Source organism: Paenibacillus sp. 203, from assembly GCF_037027525.1.
Classification (GTDB): domain Bacteria; phylum Bacillota; class Bacilli; order Paenibacillales; family Paenibacillaceae; genus Paenibacillus; species Paenibacillus polymyxa_B.
In genome coordinates this window covers 126314-147381 of the sequence record NZ_JAXCHD010000009.1, presented here as the reverse complement: position 1 = coordinate 147381, position 21068 = coordinate 126314, and the positions used below count along the sequence as shown (strand labels likewise).

The 21068-nt window shown below is 47.8% G+C and carries 18 protein-coding genes; 4 read left to right on the top strand and 14 right to left on the bottom strand.

The window, feature by feature from the left end; translation table 11 throughout:
* Positions 1-46: 46 nt before the first annotated feature.
* Complete coding sequence (gene xylA, locus WA407_RS20405) at positions 47-1363, bottom strand: xylose isomerase (protein ID WP_336078260.1); 1317 nt, start codon at positions 1361-1363, stop codon at positions 47-49.
* A 134-nt stretch (positions 1364-1497) separates the two neighbouring features.
* On the opposite strand from xylA, the gene WA407_RS20400 reads away from it, so the two are divergent.
* Positions 1498-2670, top strand: a complete 1173-nt coding sequence (locus WA407_RS20400; RefSeq protein ID WP_336078259.1) for an ROK family transcriptional regulator — start codon at positions 1498-1500, stop codon at positions 2668-2670.
* A 179-nt stretch (positions 2671-2849) separates the two neighbouring features.
* Here WA407_RS20400 and WA407_RS20395 read toward each other — a convergent pair whose 3' ends face one another.
* Complete coding sequence (locus tag WA407_RS20395; RefSeq protein ID WP_007432162.1) at positions 2850-3080, bottom strand: glutaredoxin family protein; 231 nt, start codon at positions 3078-3080, stop codon at positions 2850-2852.
* A gap of 58 nt (positions 3081-3138) precedes the next feature.
* The gene (gene trxB / locus WA407_RS20390; RefSeq protein ID WP_023990316.1) at positions 3139-4080 is read right to left on the bottom strand and encodes a thioredoxin-disulfide reductase; all 942 of its coding nucleotides are present in this window, start codon (positions 4078-4080) and stop codon (positions 3139-3141) included.
* Between the two features lie 281 nt (positions 4081-4361).
* Between trxB and WA407_RS20385 the strand changes: the two genes are divergently transcribed.
* A complete protein-coding gene (locus tag WA407_RS20385) occupies positions 4362-5093 on the top strand; it encodes a ZIP family metal transporter (RefSeq protein WP_061828899.1) in 732 nt (243 codons plus the stop codon).
* A gap of 82 nt (positions 5094-5175) precedes the next feature.
* Here WA407_RS20385 and WA407_RS20380 read toward each other — a convergent pair whose 3' ends face one another.
* Entirely contained in the window at positions 5176-5637 is a 462-nt protein-coding gene (locus tag WA407_RS20380) for a hypothetical protein (protein ID WP_336078258.1), read from the bottom strand.
* Between the two features lie 10 nt (positions 5638-5647).
* A complete protein-coding gene (locus WA407_RS20375; RefSeq protein ID WP_061828901.1) occupies positions 5648-6202 on the bottom strand; it encodes an NAD(P)H-dependent oxidoreductase in 555 nt (184 codons plus the stop codon).
* Between the two features lie 132 nt (positions 6203-6334).
* Here WA407_RS20375 and WA407_RS20370 point away from each other — a divergent pair, with 132 nt between their 5' ends.
* Both WA407_RS20370 and WA407_RS20365 read left to right on the top strand, forming a co-directional pair.
* Positions 6335-6970 (top strand): HlyD family secretion protein, encoded by a 636-nt coding sequence (locus tag WA407_RS20370; RefSeq protein WP_336078257.1) that lies wholly within the window; start codon positions 6335-6337, stop codon positions 6968-6970.
* 9 nt (positions 6971-6979) lie between these two features.
* On the top strand, positions 6980-8503 hold the full coding sequence (locus WA407_RS20365; protein WP_254350681.1) for a DHA2 family efflux MFS transporter permease subunit: 1524 nt from the start codon (positions 6980-6982) through the stop codon (positions 8501-8503).
* A gap of 101 nt (positions 8504-8604) precedes the next feature.
* Here the strand turns inward: WA407_RS20365 and WA407_RS20360 are convergent, their stop codons facing one another.
* The 9 genes from WA407_RS20360 to cyoA form a co-directional block, all read right to left on the bottom strand.
* Positions 8605-10587, bottom strand: a complete 1983-nt coding sequence (locus tag WA407_RS20360) for a heavy metal translocating P-type ATPase (RefSeq protein ID WP_336078280.1) — start codon at positions 10585-10587, stop codon at positions 8605-8607.
* 305 nt (positions 10588-10892) lie between these two features.
* A complete protein-coding gene (locus WA407_RS20355; protein WP_336078256.1) occupies positions 10893-12344 on the bottom strand; it encodes a PEP-utilizing protein in 1452 nt (483 codons plus the stop codon).
* Between the two features lie 306 nt (positions 12345-12650).
* Positions 12651-15092, bottom strand: a complete 2442-nt coding sequence (locus WA407_RS20350) for a heavy metal translocating P-type ATPase (protein WP_336078255.1) — start codon at positions 15090-15092, stop codon at positions 12651-12653.
* Positions 15093-15278: 186 nt separating this feature from the next.
* The gene (locus WA407_RS20345; protein ID WP_336078254.1) at positions 15279-15647 is read right to left on the bottom strand and encodes an ArsR/SmtB family transcription factor; all 369 of its coding nucleotides are present in this window, start codon (positions 15645-15647) and stop codon (positions 15279-15281) included.
* Positions 15648-15805: 158 nt separating this feature from the next.
* Positions 15806-16927: an NADH:flavin oxidoreductase gene (locus WA407_RS20340; protein WP_254329521.1), complete on the bottom strand. Its 1122-nt coding sequence runs from the start codon at positions 16925-16927 to the stop codon at positions 15806-15808.
* A 201-nt stretch (positions 16928-17128) separates the two neighbouring features.
* Entirely contained in the window at positions 17129-17464 is a 336-nt protein-coding gene (gene cyoD / locus WA407_RS20335) for a cytochrome o ubiquinol oxidase subunit IV (protein WP_013311980.1), read from the bottom strand.
* On the bottom strand, positions 17465-18073 hold the full coding sequence (gene cyoC / locus WA407_RS20330) for a cytochrome o ubiquinol oxidase subunit III (protein ID WP_023990327.1): 609 nt from the start codon (positions 18071-18073) through the stop codon (positions 17465-17467). It abuts the gene before it with no gap.
* Positions 18073-20049, bottom strand: coding sequence for a cbb3-type cytochrome c oxidase subunit I (locus WA407_RS20325; protein WP_013311982.1), 1977 nt, complete (start codon positions 20047-20049; stop codon positions 18073-18075). The genes cyoC and WA407_RS20325 overlap by 1 nt, the downstream gene beginning before the upstream one ends.
* A 25-nt stretch (positions 20050-20074) precedes the next feature.
* Positions 20075-21058: a ubiquinol oxidase subunit II gene (gene cyoA, locus WA407_RS20320; RefSeq protein WP_061828908.1), complete on the bottom strand. Its 984-nt coding sequence runs from the start codon at positions 21056-21058 to the stop codon at positions 20075-20077.
* Between the last annotated feature and the right edge of the window lie 10 nt (positions 21059-21068).

The window sequence follows — 21068 nt, the reverse complement described above, 5'->3', positions numbered from 1 at the left end:
CTTCCTTGTCATCGTGCAGCCGTTGTTTCATATATAAGTCCTGGTATTAGTCAGCCAAAATGTATTGATTTAATGTTGCTTTCAGATATTCCTGACGACCGGATACGTTTTTGCGTGGTGCTTCGTTCGCCAAAGCATATTCAGCCAGAGAAGCAAGCGTTGCTTTTCCAGATACGATGTCTGCTCCAATACCTTCTTTAAAGCTGCTGTAGCGCTTCTCAATAAAGTCCTCAAACACACGATCCTCGATCAGTTTGGCGGCTACCTTCAGTCCCTTCGCATACGTATCCATACCTGCGATGTGCGCAAGGAACAAGTCTTCCGGCTCAAATGATGCTCTGCGCACCTTGGCATCAAAGTTGATACCCCCACGGCCCAAGCCTTCATTTTGCAGCACTTCATACATGGTTAGTGTGGCATCATACAGATCCACCGGGAATTCGTCCGTATCCCAGCCCAGCAGTAAATCTCCCTGATTTGCATCCAGTGATCCCAGCATGCCGTTAATCCGTGCTACACGTACTTCATGATCAAAAGTATGGCCCGCCAAAGTTGCATGATTAGCTTCCAGATTAAGCTTGAAATGCTGATCCAGATCATATTTTTGCAGGAAGGCAATCGTCGTCGCCGCATCAAAATCATACTGATGCTTCGTTGGCTCCTTCGGTTTTGGCTCAATCAGGAACTGAGCGTCAAAGCCGATTTCACGCGCATAGTCTACGGCCATATGGAACATACGTCCCAAATTGTCCTGCTCCAGCTTCAAATCCGTGTTCAGCAGTGTTTCGTAGCCTTCACGGCCTCCCCAGAAAACATAGTTATCTGCGCCTAGATGTTTGCCCACTTCCAGTCCTTTTTTAATCTGAGCAGCTGCGTGTGCGTATACATCTGCATTGCAAGTCGACGCAGCCCCATGCAAATAACGTGGATGGCTAAACATGTTTGCCGTGTTCCACAGCAGTTTTTTCCCTGTAGCTTTCATATGTTCCTCAATTAGATCCACGATGGTATCCAGATTGCTGTAAAATTCCTTCAATGACGCGCCTTCTGGTGCAATATCCACATCATGGAAAGCAAAATAAGGTAAATTCAGCTTATCTAGCAGCTCAAAGGCAGCCTCCACACGTGCCTTCGCCAAATCCAGCCCGGTAAACTTGGACCATGGACGTTCCGCTGTTTCTACACCAAAAGGATCGGAGCCACCTGCAACCAGTGTATGCCAATAGGCCATGCTAAAACGCAAATGCTCCTCCATCGTTTTTCCCGCTACAATTTCCTGTGGATTATAAAATTTGAACGCAAAAGGATTGTCGGATTGCTTGCCCTCAAAGTTAATTTTAGATACCTGTTCGAAATAAGCCATTATAAGTTCCTCCTTTATAGTAAACGTTTACAAAAACGATTCTAGCACAGCCGAAAGACTTTGTCTATTGCTTAAACTAAGTTTGTTTTTATGATATAATATCAGGAATTACACCAACAGGAAGTGAATTAACCATGAATGTCACTGGCGATCAGGCGCTTGTCAAAAAGCTAAATAAATCCATTGTGCTGGAGCGTATTCGCCTTCATGCTCCGCTATCCCGGGCACAGTTATCCAGTCAAACTGGATTAAACAAGGCTACCGTTTCCAATCTGGTGGCAGAGCTCATCACCGATGGACTTGTATATGAGACGGGGTTAGGGGAATCCAGCGGCGGGCGTAAGCCTTTAATGCTGCTGTTCAACAGCCGTGCAGGCTTTGTACTCGGTATTGAGGTAAGCGTACAGTACATCAAGGGCGCTCTGACTGATCTGGCAGGTACCATTGAAACTGAGCTTACCCTTTCCCTTACTCAGCATGATCCCGCCTTTGTTATGGAACAGATTCGAAAGCTCGTTCAGGAGCTCATGCAGGCCACTCCTCCCTCTCCTCACGGTATTGTCGGCATTGGGCTGGGGGTGCCGGGTATGGTGGATGAAACCGGAACCGTTTTGTTCGCACCCAATCTGGGCTGGGAAGAGGTTCCGCTGCGGCAGCAACTTGAGGCCGAGCTAGGTCTGCCCGTCGTAGTGGATAACGAAGCTAACGTCGGCGCACAGGGCGAGTTGTACTATGGGATGGACGGCGATCACCGACAGCAGGTGCGGGATCTGGTCTACATCAGTGCAGGGTCCGGGATCGGAGCCGGGATTATCATCGATGGCAAACCGTATCAAGGAGCTTGGGGGTACGCCGGAGAGACGGGTCATATGACCATTGATTGGAACGGACGACTCTGCTCCTGCGGTAGTCGCGGCTGCTGGGAACTCTATGCTTCAGAGAAGGCGTATGTAGCATCCACATTGAAACTACCTGCACAGAATACAGCGGAATTACTGCCATTTGCTCAGCAAGGTGAAGAAAGTACATTAAACGTCCTTGATGATATTGGGCGATATTTGGGTGTGGGTATTACCAACATTGTGAACAGCCTCAACCCCGGAATGCTTATCATCGGCGGTCCACTGGCAGAAGCCAGACCTTGGTTGGAACAAAGCATGCGTGATGTGATTGACGAACGTGCCCTGCCCTATCACCGTCGGCAACTACAGATTCGTTTCTCCACGCTTGGCAGCCGTTCGACGATGCTAGGTGCCGCCTATGCAGCAACAGCTCCTTTTCTGGGGCGAGTACGCGTGTCTTTATAAGAAAAAAAGCATACGGGAACACTTAGGTTCCTGTACGCCCACTTTTCTCGGACTTTTGCAAAATCCTATAAAAAAGATTAGGGACTATAAAAAGGCCCCCTCCGCAGTATGTAACTGCGATGGAGGCCTTATCTATACCCTATAACGATCACAGGACCGTCGTCTGCTCTTAGGTTGGATTAAGCGTTCAGTACTTTTTCAAACTTGGTTTTGTTCATACCGGAAATACGTTCTTCCCCGATCAAAGTCAATGGAACGGCACGAATGCCCATATCCCAAACCTCTTGTGCAAAAGCTTCATTGGTTTCAATGTTGCGTTCTTCGTACTCTACGCCTTTTTCACTCAAATAACTTTTTACTTGACGGCAATGCGGGCAGTTTGTAGATGTGTATACTATTGCTTTTTCCATGAATATCACCTCATCATTTATTTTGTTACAACATATTTATTCATATTTCCAAGGATCATTACAGGGCCAGTGCGCTGTGCTCCAGGCTTTCAATGTACTTCTCGCTGTCCATAGCAGCCATGCAGCCACTACCTGCTGCGGTAATCGCTTGTCTGTAGCGAGTATCCTGTACGTCACCACAAGCGAATACGCCAGGCACGTTTGTTTCGGAAGTACCCGGATTTACGACGATATAACCGTTCGCATCCGTTGTAATTTGTCCCTCAAGGAAGCCTGTATTCGGATGATGACCAATCGCCACGAATACGCCGCTAACTGTAATGATTTCCTCTTCACCTGTTGCATTATTTAATACTTTCAAGCCAGTGACTCCATTCTCGTCCGCAATCACTTCTACAGGAGTACGATTAAGCGCCCATTCAATTTTGTTGTTCGCACGAGCACGATCCTGCATAATTTTGGAGGCGCGCATTTCTTCACGACGATGCACCAATGTCACTTTAGAGGCAAATCGAGTCAGGAAATTGGCTTCTTCCAATGCAGAGTCTCCACCGCCGATGACAACAATTTCTTTGCCACGGAAAAAGAAGCCGTCGCATGTTGCGCAAGTGCTTACGCCACGTCCGATATTATCCTGTTCACCGGGAATACCTAGATATTTGGCAGTTGCCCCCGTGGAAATAATCAGCGTATCAGTAACCAGTTCACCCAAACCTTCTACATCCAATGTAAATGGACGAGCCGTTGTGTCTACTTTGTTTACCCAGCCTGTGCGGAATTCAGCGCCAAAACGCTCCGCTTGCTTACGCATATTATCCATCAAATCGGGTCCCATGATTCCTTCAGGAAAACCTGGGAAATTTTCGACTTCCGTAGTCGTAGTTAATTGTCCGCCTGGCTGTGGTCCTTCGATCACCAGTGGGCTCATGTTAGCACGTGCCAGATAAATTGCAGCGGTCAAACCGGCAGGGCCGGTACCTATAATAATGGACTTGTACATATCTTGGTTCCTCCTAAAATATCATAAGTATTATATAACGAGTTTTCGGCACCGGGCGCTGGGCAGCTGCATATACTCTAAAAGTAATTCCACCAGAAGCTTATCCCAAAATGTGGACACCCGGATATTGCAAAAACGAATCACTTGTTTTGTAGCTTCTTATGACTTAGACTGATTCTAAATCCTAATTTCATTATGCGGAAATAGCTGTAAACAGTCAAATGAAGTTTTCATGAAGCGAAGTATAAAGATAAATCAGGTATGGAGGGATTATCCCCATTATGAATGACGTTTTTTTAGGTAGCTTTATTTCTGCCCTGTCCACTGGACTCGGCGCCGTGCCCATACTGTTTATGCGCAATATCACGCATCGGCTTCGCGATGTTCTGTTGGCTTATGCCGCAGGAATTATGACCTCTGCATCCGTGTATAACCTCATTCCCGAAGCAATCCAGCATTCCAATTGGTTCGTGCTGACTGCGGGAATCCTGCTCGGCTGTCTCGTATTACTGGTGATGGAAATGTACATTCCCCATGCGGATTTGGAGGACCCAGACTCCAAGACCTTTCAACTGGAGTCCAAATCTTTTCTCATTATCGCAGCTATTACATTGCACAATTTGCCAGAAGGACTCTCTGTTGGGGTCAGCTATGCAAGTGAAACTCAAAATCTCGGCAATCTGATCGCCTTCTCTATCGGCCTGCAAAATGCCCCGGAAGGCTTTATCGTAGCGTTGTTCCTTGTGAATCAAAATATCGGCCGTTTCAAGGCCTTGGGCATTGCTACCCTCACCGGAGCCGTGGAAATCATTACGAGTCTGATCGGGTTTTATTTGAGCAGCTGGGTGAACGGACTGGTACCTTACGGCCTTGCTTTTGCCGCCGGAGCCATGATGTTTATTGTCTACAAGGAATTGATTCCCGAGAGTCACGGGGATGGCAACCAGCGGATCGCCACATTCTCTTTTATTCTCGGCTTAATTACGATGATTGGGCTAACCGAATGGCTATAGCCGAGCAACACAAAAAGGCTGCCGTCTGCCTGTAATCCAGACAGATAAGCAGCCTTTTTTGGCATGTTCACATGGAGATACCTCATTTTTTTTGGTTCATGGAGCGCAGTGCTTCACGGTACTGCTCGTCCCCACTTTTGTGAGTCTCCTTCTCTCCATTGGATATTTGGGAACGTCCATCCTTTTCTTCGTCCTTCCTGGCAAAACCACGTAAAGCCGCACGATAATCCTGATCTCCGTAAGCATCTTTGATATTCTCTCGATCCTTTTCTACCTTCTTATCCGTCTGGATATCAGGCACCTTGTGTTGTTCCTCCGCATGATGTTCTTCGACGTCGATATCCTTATGCGGCATCTCTCGCGTAGAATCTATCCTTTCACGTGCCTCGGGTTCCACCTGTACAGGATAAGGACGTTTGCTTCTTTGCCGTGACTCCTCTTCCGTGGGGCGAGTTTTGGGAGAGGATTTTCGCGTCATCTTTGTATTAAATACCAGCAAAAAAATAAAGGCAACCGCAGCTACTACGATAAAAGCAATGGTCATCGGTAGCCTCCTATTCTCTTTCAGCGCTACGGTACCGTCCCGCTATCTCAGCGACCCGTTTACCCAAAGAACGACCTAGTGCAAGATCATCACCCGTTGGAAGATTAGGCGGACCATTGGGGTCTGTCTCCACTGGACATGTTACCCCTACGCCGTAATAGGAGCCGTATAATGCATTTTCCGTAATATTAGCGGGCAGTCCTACAATAATCATGCCTTGATGAAGCATCGGAGTAATCAAATTCAGAAGCGTAGATTCCAATCCACCATGAACGGTAGCTGTTGTGCAAAACACAGCGCCGATTTTATCCACCAGCTTGCCCTGCGCCCACAGATACCCCAGCTTATCAATCCAGCTTTTCAAACCGCTGCTGATGGTACCAAAATGGCCCGGGCAACCCCATATAATGGCATCCACACTCACTAGCTCATTCACATCGGCCTCATTCACATGCTTTAACAACACTTCCGTATGCTCAAGGTGTGCTCCTTCTGCGATCGAGCGAGCGAGACGTTCGGTATGCCCATTTTCACTGTCATATACAATCATGATTCTGGTCGTCATTATGCGCATCATCCTTTGTCAGCAAAATCATCTTTTTCGCATGCGCTCTTAACCTTGCCCAAAACCCATCTGAATATTATGAATCATTTGACGCATACTTTGAAAATCCAAGAACTAGGGAGGCATGTAAACATGAATTCACGCGCCATATTAGTCAACCTGCTAGTTATTATCATTATTCTGGCAGGTGGCGGAGCCGCCGCCTATTACTACAATCAATCCGCCAACTACATAAAAACCGATAATGCCCAAGTGAGCGGACAAGCAGTTACCGTTGCCTCTCCAGGCGCTGGCAAACTCACAGGCTGGAATGCTGAAGTTGGTAAGACCTACACCGCTGGAAGCACGCTTGGTAATGTAGAAGGGGGAGGAAGCCGAATTAGCGTTACGATTCCAACCGATGGTACCATCGTACAGCAATCTGCAGTCAACAACTCGATTGTTGGGGCAGGCACACCCTTAGCGAAGGCTTTTGATCTAAACAATTTATGGATTACCGCCAATATTGACGAAACGGCTGTACAAGATCTTCAAGTAGGACAGACGGTAGATGTATATATTGATGCTTACCCGGATACGTCCCTGAGCGGTAAACTCGAAAAGATCGGCCTGGCGACCGCATCAACTTTTTCACTACTGCCCACTTCTAACACCACTGCCAACTATACCAAGGTGACACAGGTCGTGCCTGTCCATATTTCCATTCAAGGTTACAAGGGACTGGGTATTATCCCGGGAATGAGTGCGACCATCAGAGTTCACAAGTAGGAGGCTGTCATGGATCAAAAAATGTCCGTCGGACGTATTCTGTCCGTGCTGCTGCTAGGCGCCTTCATTTCGATTTTGAATCAAACGCTGCTCAACGTGGCCATCCCACATTTGATGAATGATTTTAATGTATCTGCAACAACCGTTCAATGGCTATCCACCGGATATATGCTAACCAACGGGATTTTGATTCCTATCACTGCTTTTCTGATTGAGTCATTCGGAACACGTGCGCTATTCATCTCCGCGATGGGGTTATTTACGGCCGGGTCTGTCGTCTGTGCTACCAGTACCGGCTTTGCGCCTATGCTGGTTGGACGCGTTATTCAGGCCAGCGGAGCGGGCATTATCATGCCTGTGGTCATGAACGTGTTCCTGACTGTGTTTCCCCCCGAAAAACGAGGCGCTGCTATGGGGACCATGGGGATTGCCATGATGTTTGCCCCGGCGGTTGGACCAACTTTATCCGGTTGGATTGTGGAGCACTATAGTTGGAGACTGCTATTTTTGCTGGTGATTCCGTTGGCAATCATTGATATTCTGTTTGCCATACGCTGGCTCAAAAATGTATCCAAGCTAACGAAACCGAACTTTGATCTGTTGGGAACCATCTTTTCCACCCTTGGTTTTGGCTTCCTACTGTATGGCTTTAGTTCAGCTGGAGACAAGGGCTGGGACAGCAATACGGTAATACTTACACTCGCTGCCGGGGTTGTGTTTATTGTATTGTTTATCGTGCGCGAGCTGAATATGATACAGCCGATGCTGGAGTTCCGTGTGTTTAAATATGATATTTTTACCGTATCGACCTTAGTCGGGGCTACCGTCAACATGACGATGTTTGGCGGGATGCTGCTGCTACCGATCTATTTGCAAAATATACGCGGCTTTACGCCGCTGCAATCCGGTCTGCTGCTGTTACCGGGTGCACTGCTGATGGGTGTGATGTCACCGATATCAGGGGCAGTATTTGACCGTATAGGGGCAAGACCGTTGGCGATCATTGGACTGATCATTACAGCAGTCACAACCTGGGAATTCAGTCTGCTGACCGATGCCACCACCTACGGACATATTATGATCATCTATACGATTCGCAGCTTCGGAATGTCATTGCTGATGATGTCCGTCCAGACGGAAGGTCTAAACCAGCTACCTGCCCATCTCGGTAGCCACGGTACAGCCATGTCCAACACAGTACGGCAAATCGCCGGGTCTATCGGTACCGCTTGGCTCATTACTGTAATGAGCAGCCGAACGACAATTCATGTAGCGGATTATGCGAATGTCGCTACCACCGCCAATGTTCCTTTAACCGAAGGGGTAGCACAGTTGGGACAAACCCTCGCGCAAACGGCGGGCATTTCAACAGAAAGTGGTTCATCGTTGGCGCTACAACAGGTGTACCGAAGTGCCGTTACAGAATCAACGATCCATGGCATTAATGATGCCTTCATCATTGCTACAGGGATTGCACTAGCGGGGCTATTGTTTTCCTTGTTCTTGCGACGATCTACGCCGCGCCGAAGATAGACGTACAGCGTTGCGAGGCTGCAAAAGAAGGAGCATTCACCCCCTTGGATTTTAAGAGGTATGAATGCTCCTTCCTGTTTGTCATCTTGTAATTATTAGTCCTATGACCGCAATAAGCGCAGGCCATTCAAAATGACCAGTATTGTGCTGCCTTCATGCCCAATAACCCCAAATGGCAAAGCTATATCCTGCACAAAGTTGCTGATCACAAGCAGCAAAATGACACTTACCGCGAAGACCATATTTTGTTTGACCACCCGCTGCGCCTTGCGCGCCAGTGCTATCGTCGGTGCGATCTCCTCGATTCCATCGTTCATCAGTACCACGTCAGCGACCTCTAGCGCTGCTCCGCTGCCATGCATCCCCATGCCTAGTCCTACGGTTGCTGCTGTCAACGCAGGAGCGTCGTTCACACCGTCGCCGACCATGACGACATGCCCGTACTGCTCCCGCAGCATGCGAATATGGCTGACTTTGTCCTCCGGCATTAAGCCAGCATATACAGCGTCGACTCCGGCCTGCTCCGCGATCACAGCGGCCGTTTCTGGACGGTCTCCGGTTAACATGACAACCCGGATACCCTGCGCTTGCAGGCGTTTCACGGACTCTTGAGCCTGCGGACGCAACTCATCGCGTAGTGCCAGCATTCCAGCAATCCGATCATCCGCGAGGATGATGGATACGGTTTTGCCCTCAGCTTCCAGCCGGGCCCGACTCTCCATCCACTCTGGCTCTGCCAGAGGACTAGGTCCATCCAGCACATCTGTGCGACCGATTTTCCATTTCACCCCGCCTATGATGCCTTCCATTCCCCATCCGGTGAGTGCCTGCACTTGCTCGGTTGGGAGAGGATCTCTCTGTCCCAATTTAGCTTCGGCTTTGGCTACAATCGCTCGCGCCAGCGGATGCAAAGAATAACTTTCAATTGTGGCGACAATGTGCAATAGCTCATCGGCATCGTATTCTGCGGCGGTAATCCAATCCGTGACGACAGGTGACCCCATCGTTAACGTACCTGTTTTGTCAAAAGCAACAACAGAAGTCAATGCCATATTCTCTACATGTGCTCCACCTTTGAACAGAATGCCCCGTCGGGCACGGTTGGAGATGGCCGATAGCATCACTGGCATAATGGATGACACGAGCGCACAGGGTGAGGCCACGACGAGGAACACCATAGCCTTATAGAACGCTGCTGCCCACGTCCAGCCTAATGCGATGGGTGCACCGACAATGACGATCAGCGTGACAGCAACAACAATTCGAGCGTACACCGATTCGAACGTTTTAATAAACCGCTGGGAATCAGGAACTTCGGTCTGAGCCTCTTCCACCATACGAATGATTTTTGAAAATAAAGTGTCCTCCGAGGACTGACTAACCTCTACATATAGCACGCCTTCTCCATTAATGGTGCCCGCATATACTTCGTCACCTTCCACCTTATTTACCGGAACAGACTCCCCGGTAATCGATGCCTGATTCACTGCCGAAACGCCCTTGGAGATTCGGCCGTCCGCCGGAATCAGTTCGCCCGGCTTCACCAGCAGCAGGTCGCCTGGCAACAGCTGTTCAATGCCGACTGTTTCCGTCCCCTCGCGAGACAAGCGTAAAGCCGTTTCCGGCTTCAACGCCATGAGCTCAGAAATATCCTTACTACTACGCTCGGTGGTATAGCTCTCCAGCGCACCGCTGAGTGCAAAAATAAAGATCAGCATGGCTCCTTCATTCCAATAGCCAATGGCCGCAGCTCCTAGGGAGGCAGCGATCATGAGTAGATTAACATCCAGATCATGTTCTCGGATCAGTGTTTCGACCCCTTCCCTGGCTTTGGACCAGCCCCCAAGGGCATAGGACACTACATACAGAATAACCGATAGCCATTGCCACCAATGGGAGGCTCCCCATGCCATCAGCATCAGCAATCCACTACCTAGAGCTGCTTGCATCTCCTTGTTTTTCAGCATGCTTTTAAGCTGAAATTGCGGCTTGCGATTCGGACCGGGTCGTCCGCTACCACTGTTTTTTGAAAGGGTTCGGTTAGAGGGAGACAATGTATCTTGTAATCGTTGAGTAGCTTGCATCATGTCACGTTCCTTTCCATATTTTGTTCCTTGTACTAGCATTTCATTGAGAATGATATCCATTGTTAAGTGCCCTAAAATAGCACATGCTGCTTCGGGAAGTCCGAAGCAGCATGTTTGACAATGAGAATGATAATCATTTTTGCATCTATACAATTATTTTGGATTAGCGAAACTTTTGTTTTATTATATACCTTTTCTTTTCCACTTGTAAACCAGCAATGGCCTAAATAAAAAAAGATACCCGCGCCACCGCAGGTATCCTCCATATTTAAAGCATCCTATTCCAAGAATTCCGGTTATCTTCAGGCTAAAGGAAACTTCCACGCATGATTGTGTGCAGTTCCTGAAGTGTGCTGACGATCTGCGGGCTGTTGCAGTCCCAGACGCGCAGCCGCAAGGCGTACAGTGGGAACCGCTGTGTCCGGGCAAATGACCCCCGTCAGCTCATTCTCCCAGATCGAAATCCTATCCAGAGAATGGTTAATTTCATCTATTGCTACCCATAAAGGAAGCTCAGACTTTACACGTCGAACAGCCTCCATTATGCATTTTATCGTATCACTATTGTTCTCATGACCATCGACACCGGATGGAATCAACTGCTCCTCAGCCCTAATGTCATCGGATGGAGTTGGTATGACTTCTAAAATGACCGTATCGGCAAAACGTGCCAGATCTGCAGCTTGAGCCACCTGCTTGATCTGTCGTGCGCTCACTTCGGACATGTTATTGGAATTAGCTGACTCCCCCGACCGTGCGGCTTGCCTGTTCCCTGTTTGGCTTACGTTAGGCACCAAAGACGGGTCAACTGTCAAAAGCACGCCTACCCGGTATGGAATGCACCGAAGACGCCCGCATAAAGTCTGCTCTGCAACGCCGTCAATCCAGTCTCGCGCTGCCCGGAATTCGTCCACGTCAGCCGGATTGCGCACTATAATCTCCAGCTTGGGTTCTCCCCCCTGCCGCACGCTCCGCAACGCCGCACGCAGTAATGCCTCCAGCTGCATATCTTGCAAGCTTCCAATACCCACTGCATTGTTCTGCTCAATTAGGGCTATAGTGAGTGGTGATCCGTTCAAAGACTCGAATAAGCTTTCATATTGTGTTTCCAGCAAACTGATAATTCGGCGGGACAAATGCTCACACAATCCAGGCAGGCCAGATGCCTGGTTAAAGGTTTTGTACGTGTCAGATGCACGTGAACCGGGAATAAGGATGGGATCGGGCTCCCCGTCAGGGGCATGAATCGTCTGTCCAGACTCTGCTACGTCCAGATAGGCATAGCATAGTTTCCCTACACGGCCAGATGCCTGTGACAAGGGACCTTGCAGAAGACTATAACCGTCATAACTGCCTATTTCCGATGCTGTCTCTGTGCCAATACGACTCAAACTTGCAGGAGCATCGGCATAAATCCGTATGGAGGTGCGCCTGTATTCATCGCTCCATTTTAGGAGTGTGCGCACTGCTTGCCCAATATCGTTGCCGTTATTCAGCATCGTTTCCCCAAGTAATTCCGGATTCGCAGCCATCAAAGCCTCTGCTCGACTGATTACGCCCTGCTCAGCTAAACCAACCAGCCAGCCCAACGGATCTTCCTCCTGCGTAGCAGATACTTCATGGCTGCCTGCCTTTAGCGTCTCCATAGCCAACCTCTGTGCAGCAGCCTCCATACCCGGCTCTGGAACTTTGAGATCCCGGCTATTTTTGCCACCCAACAGCTCTGCGAATACATGCATCAGTTTAGCCTCCATGCTATTAATCCATCCTTTCTTCCGTCAGCAAGTTGGCACACACGAATTCGAGTACCCCTCCAAACAAAGAAAACGCTTACCCATAATGGAGCAACCGAATCTTACATGGGCCTTACTTGTAAAGCCCATACCTTAACGTATTAGGCACGCCACACATTTATACATTTCGGCACAACTACCCTACATCCCAAAATAAATCTCTATCCTGCTGGCACAAGACCACTCGAAAAAGAAACCTATAAAATAAACACCCCCGGTTTTCACAGGATGCCTATACATCCGATGCTAACCCAGAGGTGTTTATTTTTACTCGTAAGAACGAACCTTCAATACACGCATCACATTCAATACAGCTAGCAATGTTACACCTACATCAGAAAATACAGCCTCCCACATCGTAGCAATACCGAATGCTCCCAGCGTAAGAAACACAGCTTTGACACCTAGCGCAAATATAATGTTTTGCCATACGATACGACGTGTGCGCTTGGCGATATGGATCGCCGTAACCAGCCTTGAAGGCTCGTCGTTCATAATTACGATATCTGCCGCCTCAATCGCAGCATCCGATCCCAAACCGCCCATCGCTACACCGACATCTGCCAGCGCCAGTACGGGTGTATCATTAATTCCATCGCCTACGAACAAAATTTTGTCGCTCGTTTTTTTACTTGCAGACAACTGCTCGATGGCTTCGGCTTTGTGCTGAGGTAACAGTTCTGCCCGTACTTCATCCAAACCCAACTGTCGTCCTACGGCCTCGGCAACAGTCCGATTGTCACCCGTCAGCATGATGGTTTTCACCACACCCAACTTTTTCAGTGAAGCAACCGTTTGGGCTGCGTCTTCCTTAACCTCATCCGAAATCAGAATGCACCCGGCATACGTTCCGTCTACAGCCACATGTACGACCGTTCCTTCATCCAGCGTCCCTGCTTGCTGCGCCACGTTAAAAGCCACATGCTCCCGCTCCATCAGCTTGGCGTTCCCGGCTGATACCAGACGACCGTCAATTTGTGCCTGAATCCCGTGACCGGATATTTCACTATATTGCTGAACCCGTTCTGCTCTGAGTTCTTTACCGTAGGATTCACGCAGAGACGCAGCAATAGGATGTGTGGAATGCAGCTCGGCCAAAGCGGCGGTTTCGAGCAGGGTTTCGTTTGTAAAATCTCCGGCAGGATAAATCCCTGTTACACGGAAAACACCTTTGGTGAGTGTACCTGTTTTATCAAAAACAGCGTATTTCACATGATTCAGAGCTTCAAGATAGTTCCCGCCCTTGATCAGAACTCCTGAACGGGAGGCTGCCCCAATTCCCCCAAAGAAGCCCAGTGGAATGGATACTACCAGCGCACAAGGACAAGAAATAACGAGGAAAACAAGCGCACGGTATACCCAATCTGCAAATTGTGCATCTGGCACAACAAGCGGTGGAACAACCGCCAACAACAGCGCTACAATAACCACTACTGGAGTATAGTATCTGGAAAATTTCGTGATAAACTTTTCAGTCGGCGCTTTTTTGGCACTCGCATTTTGCACTAATTCCAAAATTTTCGAGACCGCCGATTCACTAAATTCTTTGCTAACCTCTACCGTTAGAAGTCCGTTCGTATTGATAAATCCACTCAACACGTTGCTTCCCGGCTCTACGGTACGAGGCACGGATTCACCAGTCAACGCAGAGGTATCCACATGCGATTTACCATCTATAACTTTACCATCCAGCGGGATCTTCTCGCCCGGCTTAATTACAATCAAATCCCCAATGCGAACGTCTTCTGGGGACACTCTCCGTACGGACTCAGCCGTCTTCAGGTTGGCATAGTCCGGTCTAATATCCATCAGATCACTGATGGATTTACGTGAACGGTTAACTGCAATGCCTTGAAACAGCTCCCCGATTTGATAAAAGAACATGACAGCTACGCCTTCCGGGTATTCCCCAATCGCAAATGCACCAACTGTAGCCAGCGTCATCAGGAAGTACTCGTCAAAGGCCATTCCACGTACCAAACTGCGTGCAGCCTGCAAGACAACATCACCACCAACGATGATATATGCCAGTAAAAATAGGGCCAGCTTGCCTACACCTTCGACAGGTAACCACCAGGCAACAGCCGCAACGACCGCACCAATAGCTAAACGCGTAATCATGCGGCGCATACCGTCCGTACCGTGATCATGCGTATGCCCAGCGTGGCTATCATCTCCATGCGAATGTGAATGAGTCTGGGTGGCTTCACCATGTTCGTGCTCTGCATGGTGGTTGTGATGCTCGTGTGCATGATCGCCGTGGTCGTGTCCATCGTGCGTGCGGGCTTGCTTATCATGTGCTTCATGATGATGACCAGCGTGGCTGTGAGAAGCATGTTGCCCAACCTCGTGTGTATGCCCTTCACCTTCACCATTATGCTCATGACCGCATGCACAATCCTCTGTGCAATCCGACTGTACTGCACCAGCATTGCTTCGACTGTCTTCACGCAGGCGTCCACGAGCACTTTTTACCACCATCCGAACATGTGGCTCAAGTCTGTGAACCTTCCGTTCAGTCTGGCGAAAAACCTCTTCCTTTTGATCCGAACTTGTGGTCATCGTCAACGTTTTCGTAACAAAATTGACCGAGCAATCCATGACCCCTTCTATTTTACTGACACCATTTTCAATCTTGAGAGCACAGTTGGCGCAATCCAAACCTTCCAAAATCCATTCATGCCGTTCCGTTCTTTTTAGAGCATCCATAGTCATTGGCCTCCAATTAACTATATATGAGCAACTGTTCATATATTATTTGTTAAGGCCATTATATTCAGGTTCAGGGTCAAAAGTCAATGACTCTAGCCCTTTTTAACAAAAAAATCGACTTCAACGGACGAACGCCAAAAGAGCGCCAATCGCTTGGCGCCCTCTGTTGTTTTATCCCCAAAATTATTGATGTGATATGTGCTGATGGGTTTGCAAAAAGATCTGCTCCACATGATTATCATCCAGTGAATAAAACACCGTCTTGCCTACTTTGCGTCGTTTGACAATACGCAGGTTGCGCAAATAACGAAGCTGGTGGGATACCGCAGATTGTCCCATGTTCAACACCTGGGTCAGATCATGAACACACAGTTCTTTTTGTGCCAGGGCATAAATCAGCTTGATTCGTGTCGGGTCACCCAGTGCTTTGAACAGCTCCGACATTTTGTATGCGATGGAATCCTCAACAAGGGAAGATTTTATGCGCTCAATTTCCTGATCTGAACCGTGACAAGCCGGCTCGCAATCCAAAGCTTCCGTTTCAGAATTCATCCTTTTCACCCCGTGTATTTCGACTTGATGCTCCTATTATAGCAAATTCGTAGAGTTTACGAATAGCTTATATTACAGCTTGCCCTGTAACAGAAAACTTCCAAGTCACAATGCTTGCCTAACACTATAGCTTTACAATACTTAGAGCCTAATAAAGCTTAATTCAACGTTTTTAATACTTCATCACTGTAAGGAATAATTTCATCTATTTGTTGATCACGTAACTTCACCGCAAACGCTGGATCAACCAGCAAAGCACGCCCAACCGCAACCAGATCAGCTTCCTCTCGTTCTACTTGCCCCACGAGTTGTTCTAATCTTGTCTCTACATTACTGGATTGATCGGTTTGACGATTATTATTTTCAAAATCACTCAAAAAGGCCTTCTCTAAACCAATCGAGCCCACAGTAATCACTGGCTTGCCTGTTATCTTTTTGGTCCAAGCTGCCAAATTTAGATCAGACCCTTCAAATTCCGGTTCCCAAAAACGGCGGCTTGAGCAATGGAATACATCCACCCCGGCCTTCACTAATGGAGTGAGAAACTGTTCAAGTTCCTGTGGTGTTTGGGCCAGCTTTTCTTCATAATGGTACATCTTCCACTGGGAGAATCGCAATACAATTGGAAAATTCGGCCCTACTGCACGACGACAAGCCTCAATGACCTCCACCGCAAACCGAGTACGCTGGACCAAGTTGCCTCCGTATCGGTCGGTGCGCTTATTGGTTTTGTCCCAGAAAAATTGATCGATTAAATAGCCATGTGCTCCATGAAGCTCAATGCCGTCAAAACCCACTCGCTGGGCATCGGCAGCGGCCTGTGCATAAGCTGAAATAATATCCGCAATCTCAGCCTCCGTCAATGGCTCAACCACCTTTTCGCCGGCGGGAGAGATACCGGACGGACCGACAGGCAATGCCTCGGGATTCGGTTGATTATCTGCACCTATTTTACGGGCCGTACCCACATGCCAGAGCTGCGGTATAATCTTGCCACCTACCGCATGAACCTCCTCAACTACCTTGGCCCACCCCTTTAATCCCTCACCATAAAAATTAGGAATGCTTGTGTGCTCCACAGCTGCGGGATGATTAATAGCAGTTCCCTCTGTAATAATCAATCCTACTGCATTTTCGGCACGGCGACGATAATACGCGGCCACGTCAGGCCCTGGAATACCTTGAGGAGAAAAATTCCGTGTCATTGGCGCCATAACAATCCGATTGGGAAGAGATAAATTACCTAACTTAAAAGGTTTAAACAGTAATTCTGTGTTCATTACTTTTTCCTCCGCTCTCCACTAGTATTATCGTTTTCACTCTACTGTTATACAATTCCATTTTACACATATGTAAACTTGAGTTCAAGAAGCCACAGTTTTTATTTTAATATGCTACACAAAAAAAGAAGAAGCGGCTCTAAGTCCGCTTCTTCTTTCCTAATTCGTTTGTACTTGAGTGATTTTGAAAAATCCTACTTATTAGTGTGCTACCATGTTGTATTCCATAATCCATACAGAACCACCAACAACGGTCAACAGGATAACTACCCCGAAAATCAAAGTCATGACATTCCAGCGTGGTCCATTGCTCTCACGAATGTGCATGAAGAAGAAAAGCTGAACCAGAAATTGCAGCACTGCCGCGGCTAAAATAACAACCATGGTCGAAGTGCGGCTCAACATATGATTCATAACCACACCGAGAGGAATGATGGTCAGTACGATGGACAGAATAAACCCGATAACATAGGATTTCACTGAACCGTGAGAATCATCATGACCATGCGAACCCGCTCCTGTTTGATGCTGTGCCATCTACATCACCCCCATCAAATAGACGACTGTCAGCAAGAAGATCCAGACAGCGTCCAAAAAGTGCCAGTACAAGCTCAATGCCGAAACTTTCCCCTTCGTCTCTGGTGTAAGCCCGCGTTTTTTCAACTGGAACATGAGTCCAATCATCCAAACCAGACCTAACGAAACGTGAAGTCCGTGCGTTCCGACTAAAGTGAAGAATGCCGACAAGAACGCACTGGTTCCAAAATTGGCTCCTTCGTGTACCAACTCAACAAACTCGTAAACCTCAAAACCGATAAAACCAAGACCCAGGATCGCCGTCACGATTAACCAGTTGATTAATCCCTTCATGCTTCCTTTGTTCATGGCCAACACAGCCAGACCACTTGTGAAGCTGCTCGTGAGCAAGAGGAACGTTTCAATAATAACGCCCGTCATGTTAAACAGCTCTGCGCCACCCGGTCCTCCGGCTGTGTTGTTCCGAAGGACGACGAAGGTTGCGAACAAGGTACTGAACAGGATTACGTCCGTTACGAGGAAGATCCAAAAACCAAGCATCTTCAATTCTTGCGGATCGTGATGCCCGTGGTCATGATCATGGCTTTGGTGTGCTGCTGCTTGTGCCATTATACAGACCCCCTTATTGCCGCTTCCGTGCGTTTTACTTCATCCGCAGGGATATAGTAGTCGCCATCATAGGAGAAGAACGAACGGCAAATCATACAAATTGCCACACCGATCAGCCCTGGAATATAGAAGAACGACCATCCGAATACGAACCCGAAACCTGCAATGAAAAAGAATACCGACATAATGAATGGAATCGCCGAGTTCTTCGGCATATGAATCGCTTCAATTGGCGGTTGCTTTCTGAAAATACCTTTTGCACGTTTATCTTTTTCTGCCCACCAGTCATCACGTTCTTCTACTTGTGGAATGGTAGCAAAATTGTACTCTGGTGCAGGTGAAGGAATCGACCATTCCAACGTATGGCCACCCCAAGGATCGCCTGTTGTATCCTTCAGCTTACGGTAATTCTTGATGCCCAGAAGAATTTGAAGAACCTGGAACAAGAAACCAATCCCCATCAAGAATGCCCCAACGGTCGAAACGAGGTTAAGCGGCTGCCAGCCGGTATCCCAGCCGTAAGTGCTCAGACGACGCGTCATACCCATCAGACCGAGAGAATATTGCGGAATAAAACATACATAGAAACCGATGTTCCAGAACCAGAAAGCCCATTTACCAGGCGTTTCAGGCAATGTGAAACCGAACATTTTAGGCCACCAATAGTACAGACCTGCCAAGTAACCGAACACTACACCACCAATCAGAGCGGAGTGAAAGTGAGCGATCAGGAAGTAACTGTTATGGAACTGGAAGTCAGCAGGCGCTACAGACAACATGACGCCCGTCAAACCAGCAATCAAGAAGTTCGGAATAAAAGCAATTGACCACATCATAGGAGTCTTGAATGTAATCTTACCCCGATACATCGTGAACAGCCAGTTAAATACTTTAACCCCTGTCGGTATTGCGATAACCATCGTCGAAATCGCAAAGAATGCATTAACATCTGCGCCTGATCCCATCGTAAAGAAGTGATGCGCCCAGGTGAAGAAGGACAAGATCGCAATAATGAACATGGCGTAAACCATGGACTTGTATCCAAACAATTTCTTTTTGGAGAATACGCTGATAACCTCGGAATAAATACCGAAGGCAGGCAAAACTACAATGTATACCTCAGGGTGACCCCACATCCAGATCAAGTTGATATACATCATCGGGTTACCGCCGAAATCAAGCGTAAAGAAGTGTCCTCCTCCGAAGCGGTCAAGGAACAGCAATGCCAAAGTAACCGTCAGAATCGGGAATGCGAAAATGATAATAACACATGACGAAAATACGGACCACGTAAAGACAGGCATTTTCATCCAAGTCATACCAGGTGCACGCATTTTAATAATAGTAACAATAAAGTTGATCCCCGTAGCCAATGAACCTATACCCGAAATCTGAATACCCCAGATATAGAAGTTCTGACCGACGCCAGGACTAAATTGCAGTTCTGAAAGCGGTGGATAACTCAACCAACCTGCGTCTGGCGAACCACCGATAACGAAGGACAGGTTGAACAACATCGCTCCCATAAAGAAAAGCCAGAAGCTCAATGCGTTCAGGAAAGGGAACGCAACGTCGCGCGCACCAATTTGAAGTGGTACGGCAATGTTAAACAAACCAAACATCAACGGCATCGCCATAAACAGGATCATGATCGTGCCATGTGTTGTGAAAATCTGGTTGTAATGCTCAGGATGCAGTAGTGTAACATCCGGTGTAGCCAGTTGAACACGCATCAATAATGCATCCACGCCTCCGCGGAATAACATCAAGATGGCCGCAAGAATATACATAATACCGACTTTTTTATGGTCAACAGTAGTCAACCAGTTTTTCCAAAGCCAGCCCCATTTTTTGAAATAAGTGAGCACAAACACGATCCCGATTGTTGCCAATGCGATGGAGACGTCCGCTCCATAGATCATCGGATCTCCAGTAACGAAGAAAGTGGATGCAAACTCTTTTATTTTGTCAAGCATTGGGGGCCTCCTTCCCTATAATCATTTAATTGTGTCCGCTCATATTCATATGACTCATGTCCATTGCCGCATGATCTTCTGTGCCGGACTGAGAAGAACCTTCTGTGGATGTAGCTTCACCATGTCCAGCATGTGGGTTAGAAGCACCCTCCACTACATACTTGTTAACAATGTCTTTGAACAAGCCATCTGGAATCGAAGAATACTCATCAGGCTGGGACAAACCTGGTTTTGCAAGCGCCAAATAGCCGTCTTTCGTTAGCGGCTTAGACTGCTTTTTGATGTCAGCGACCCAGTTTTTATACTCTTCATCCGACTGGACTTCTACATCAAAACGCATTTGTCCAAAATGCTCACCGCTAAAGTTTGCACCCGAACCAAAGTAAGTTCCTTCGTGATCGGCCTGCAAATGCAGTTTCATAGCCATGCCTGACATGGTGTAGATTTGTCCGCCCAATTGCGGAATCCAGAATGAGTTCATCGGGGCGTCAGCAGTCAGTTCAAAACGGACTGGAACACCTTTAGGAATGTGAACTTGGTTAACTGTAGCTATACCTTCCTCTGGGTACATAAAGAGCCATTTCCAGTCCAGTGAAGTCACTTGAATGGTTACTGGCTTTTGCGTACTTGCCAACGGCTTGGAAGGCTCCAGCAAGTAGGTATATCTTGCAGTAATGACCGCAATAATACAGATAACGATAATTGGAATAGCCCACCATGTGGTCTCCAGCTTTTTACTGTCATCCCAGTGGGGTTGATACTTCACCTTGTTTGTCGGTGTATCACGATACCGCCAAATGATGAAGAAAGTCAAAATCATGACCGGTACAATTATTAGCGCAGACAATGCCGTTGTAAGAATGATCAGCTCTTTTTGTGCTTGCCCAACGGGTCCTTTCGGATCGAAAACAACGTATTTTCCGCCAGCATAAAAACACGTCCAAATGAGCAATGCTACCGTGAGCACGGTCAAAACCAACGCAATAATCGCTTTTGGTTTTTTGTTCATGTTGTTCCCC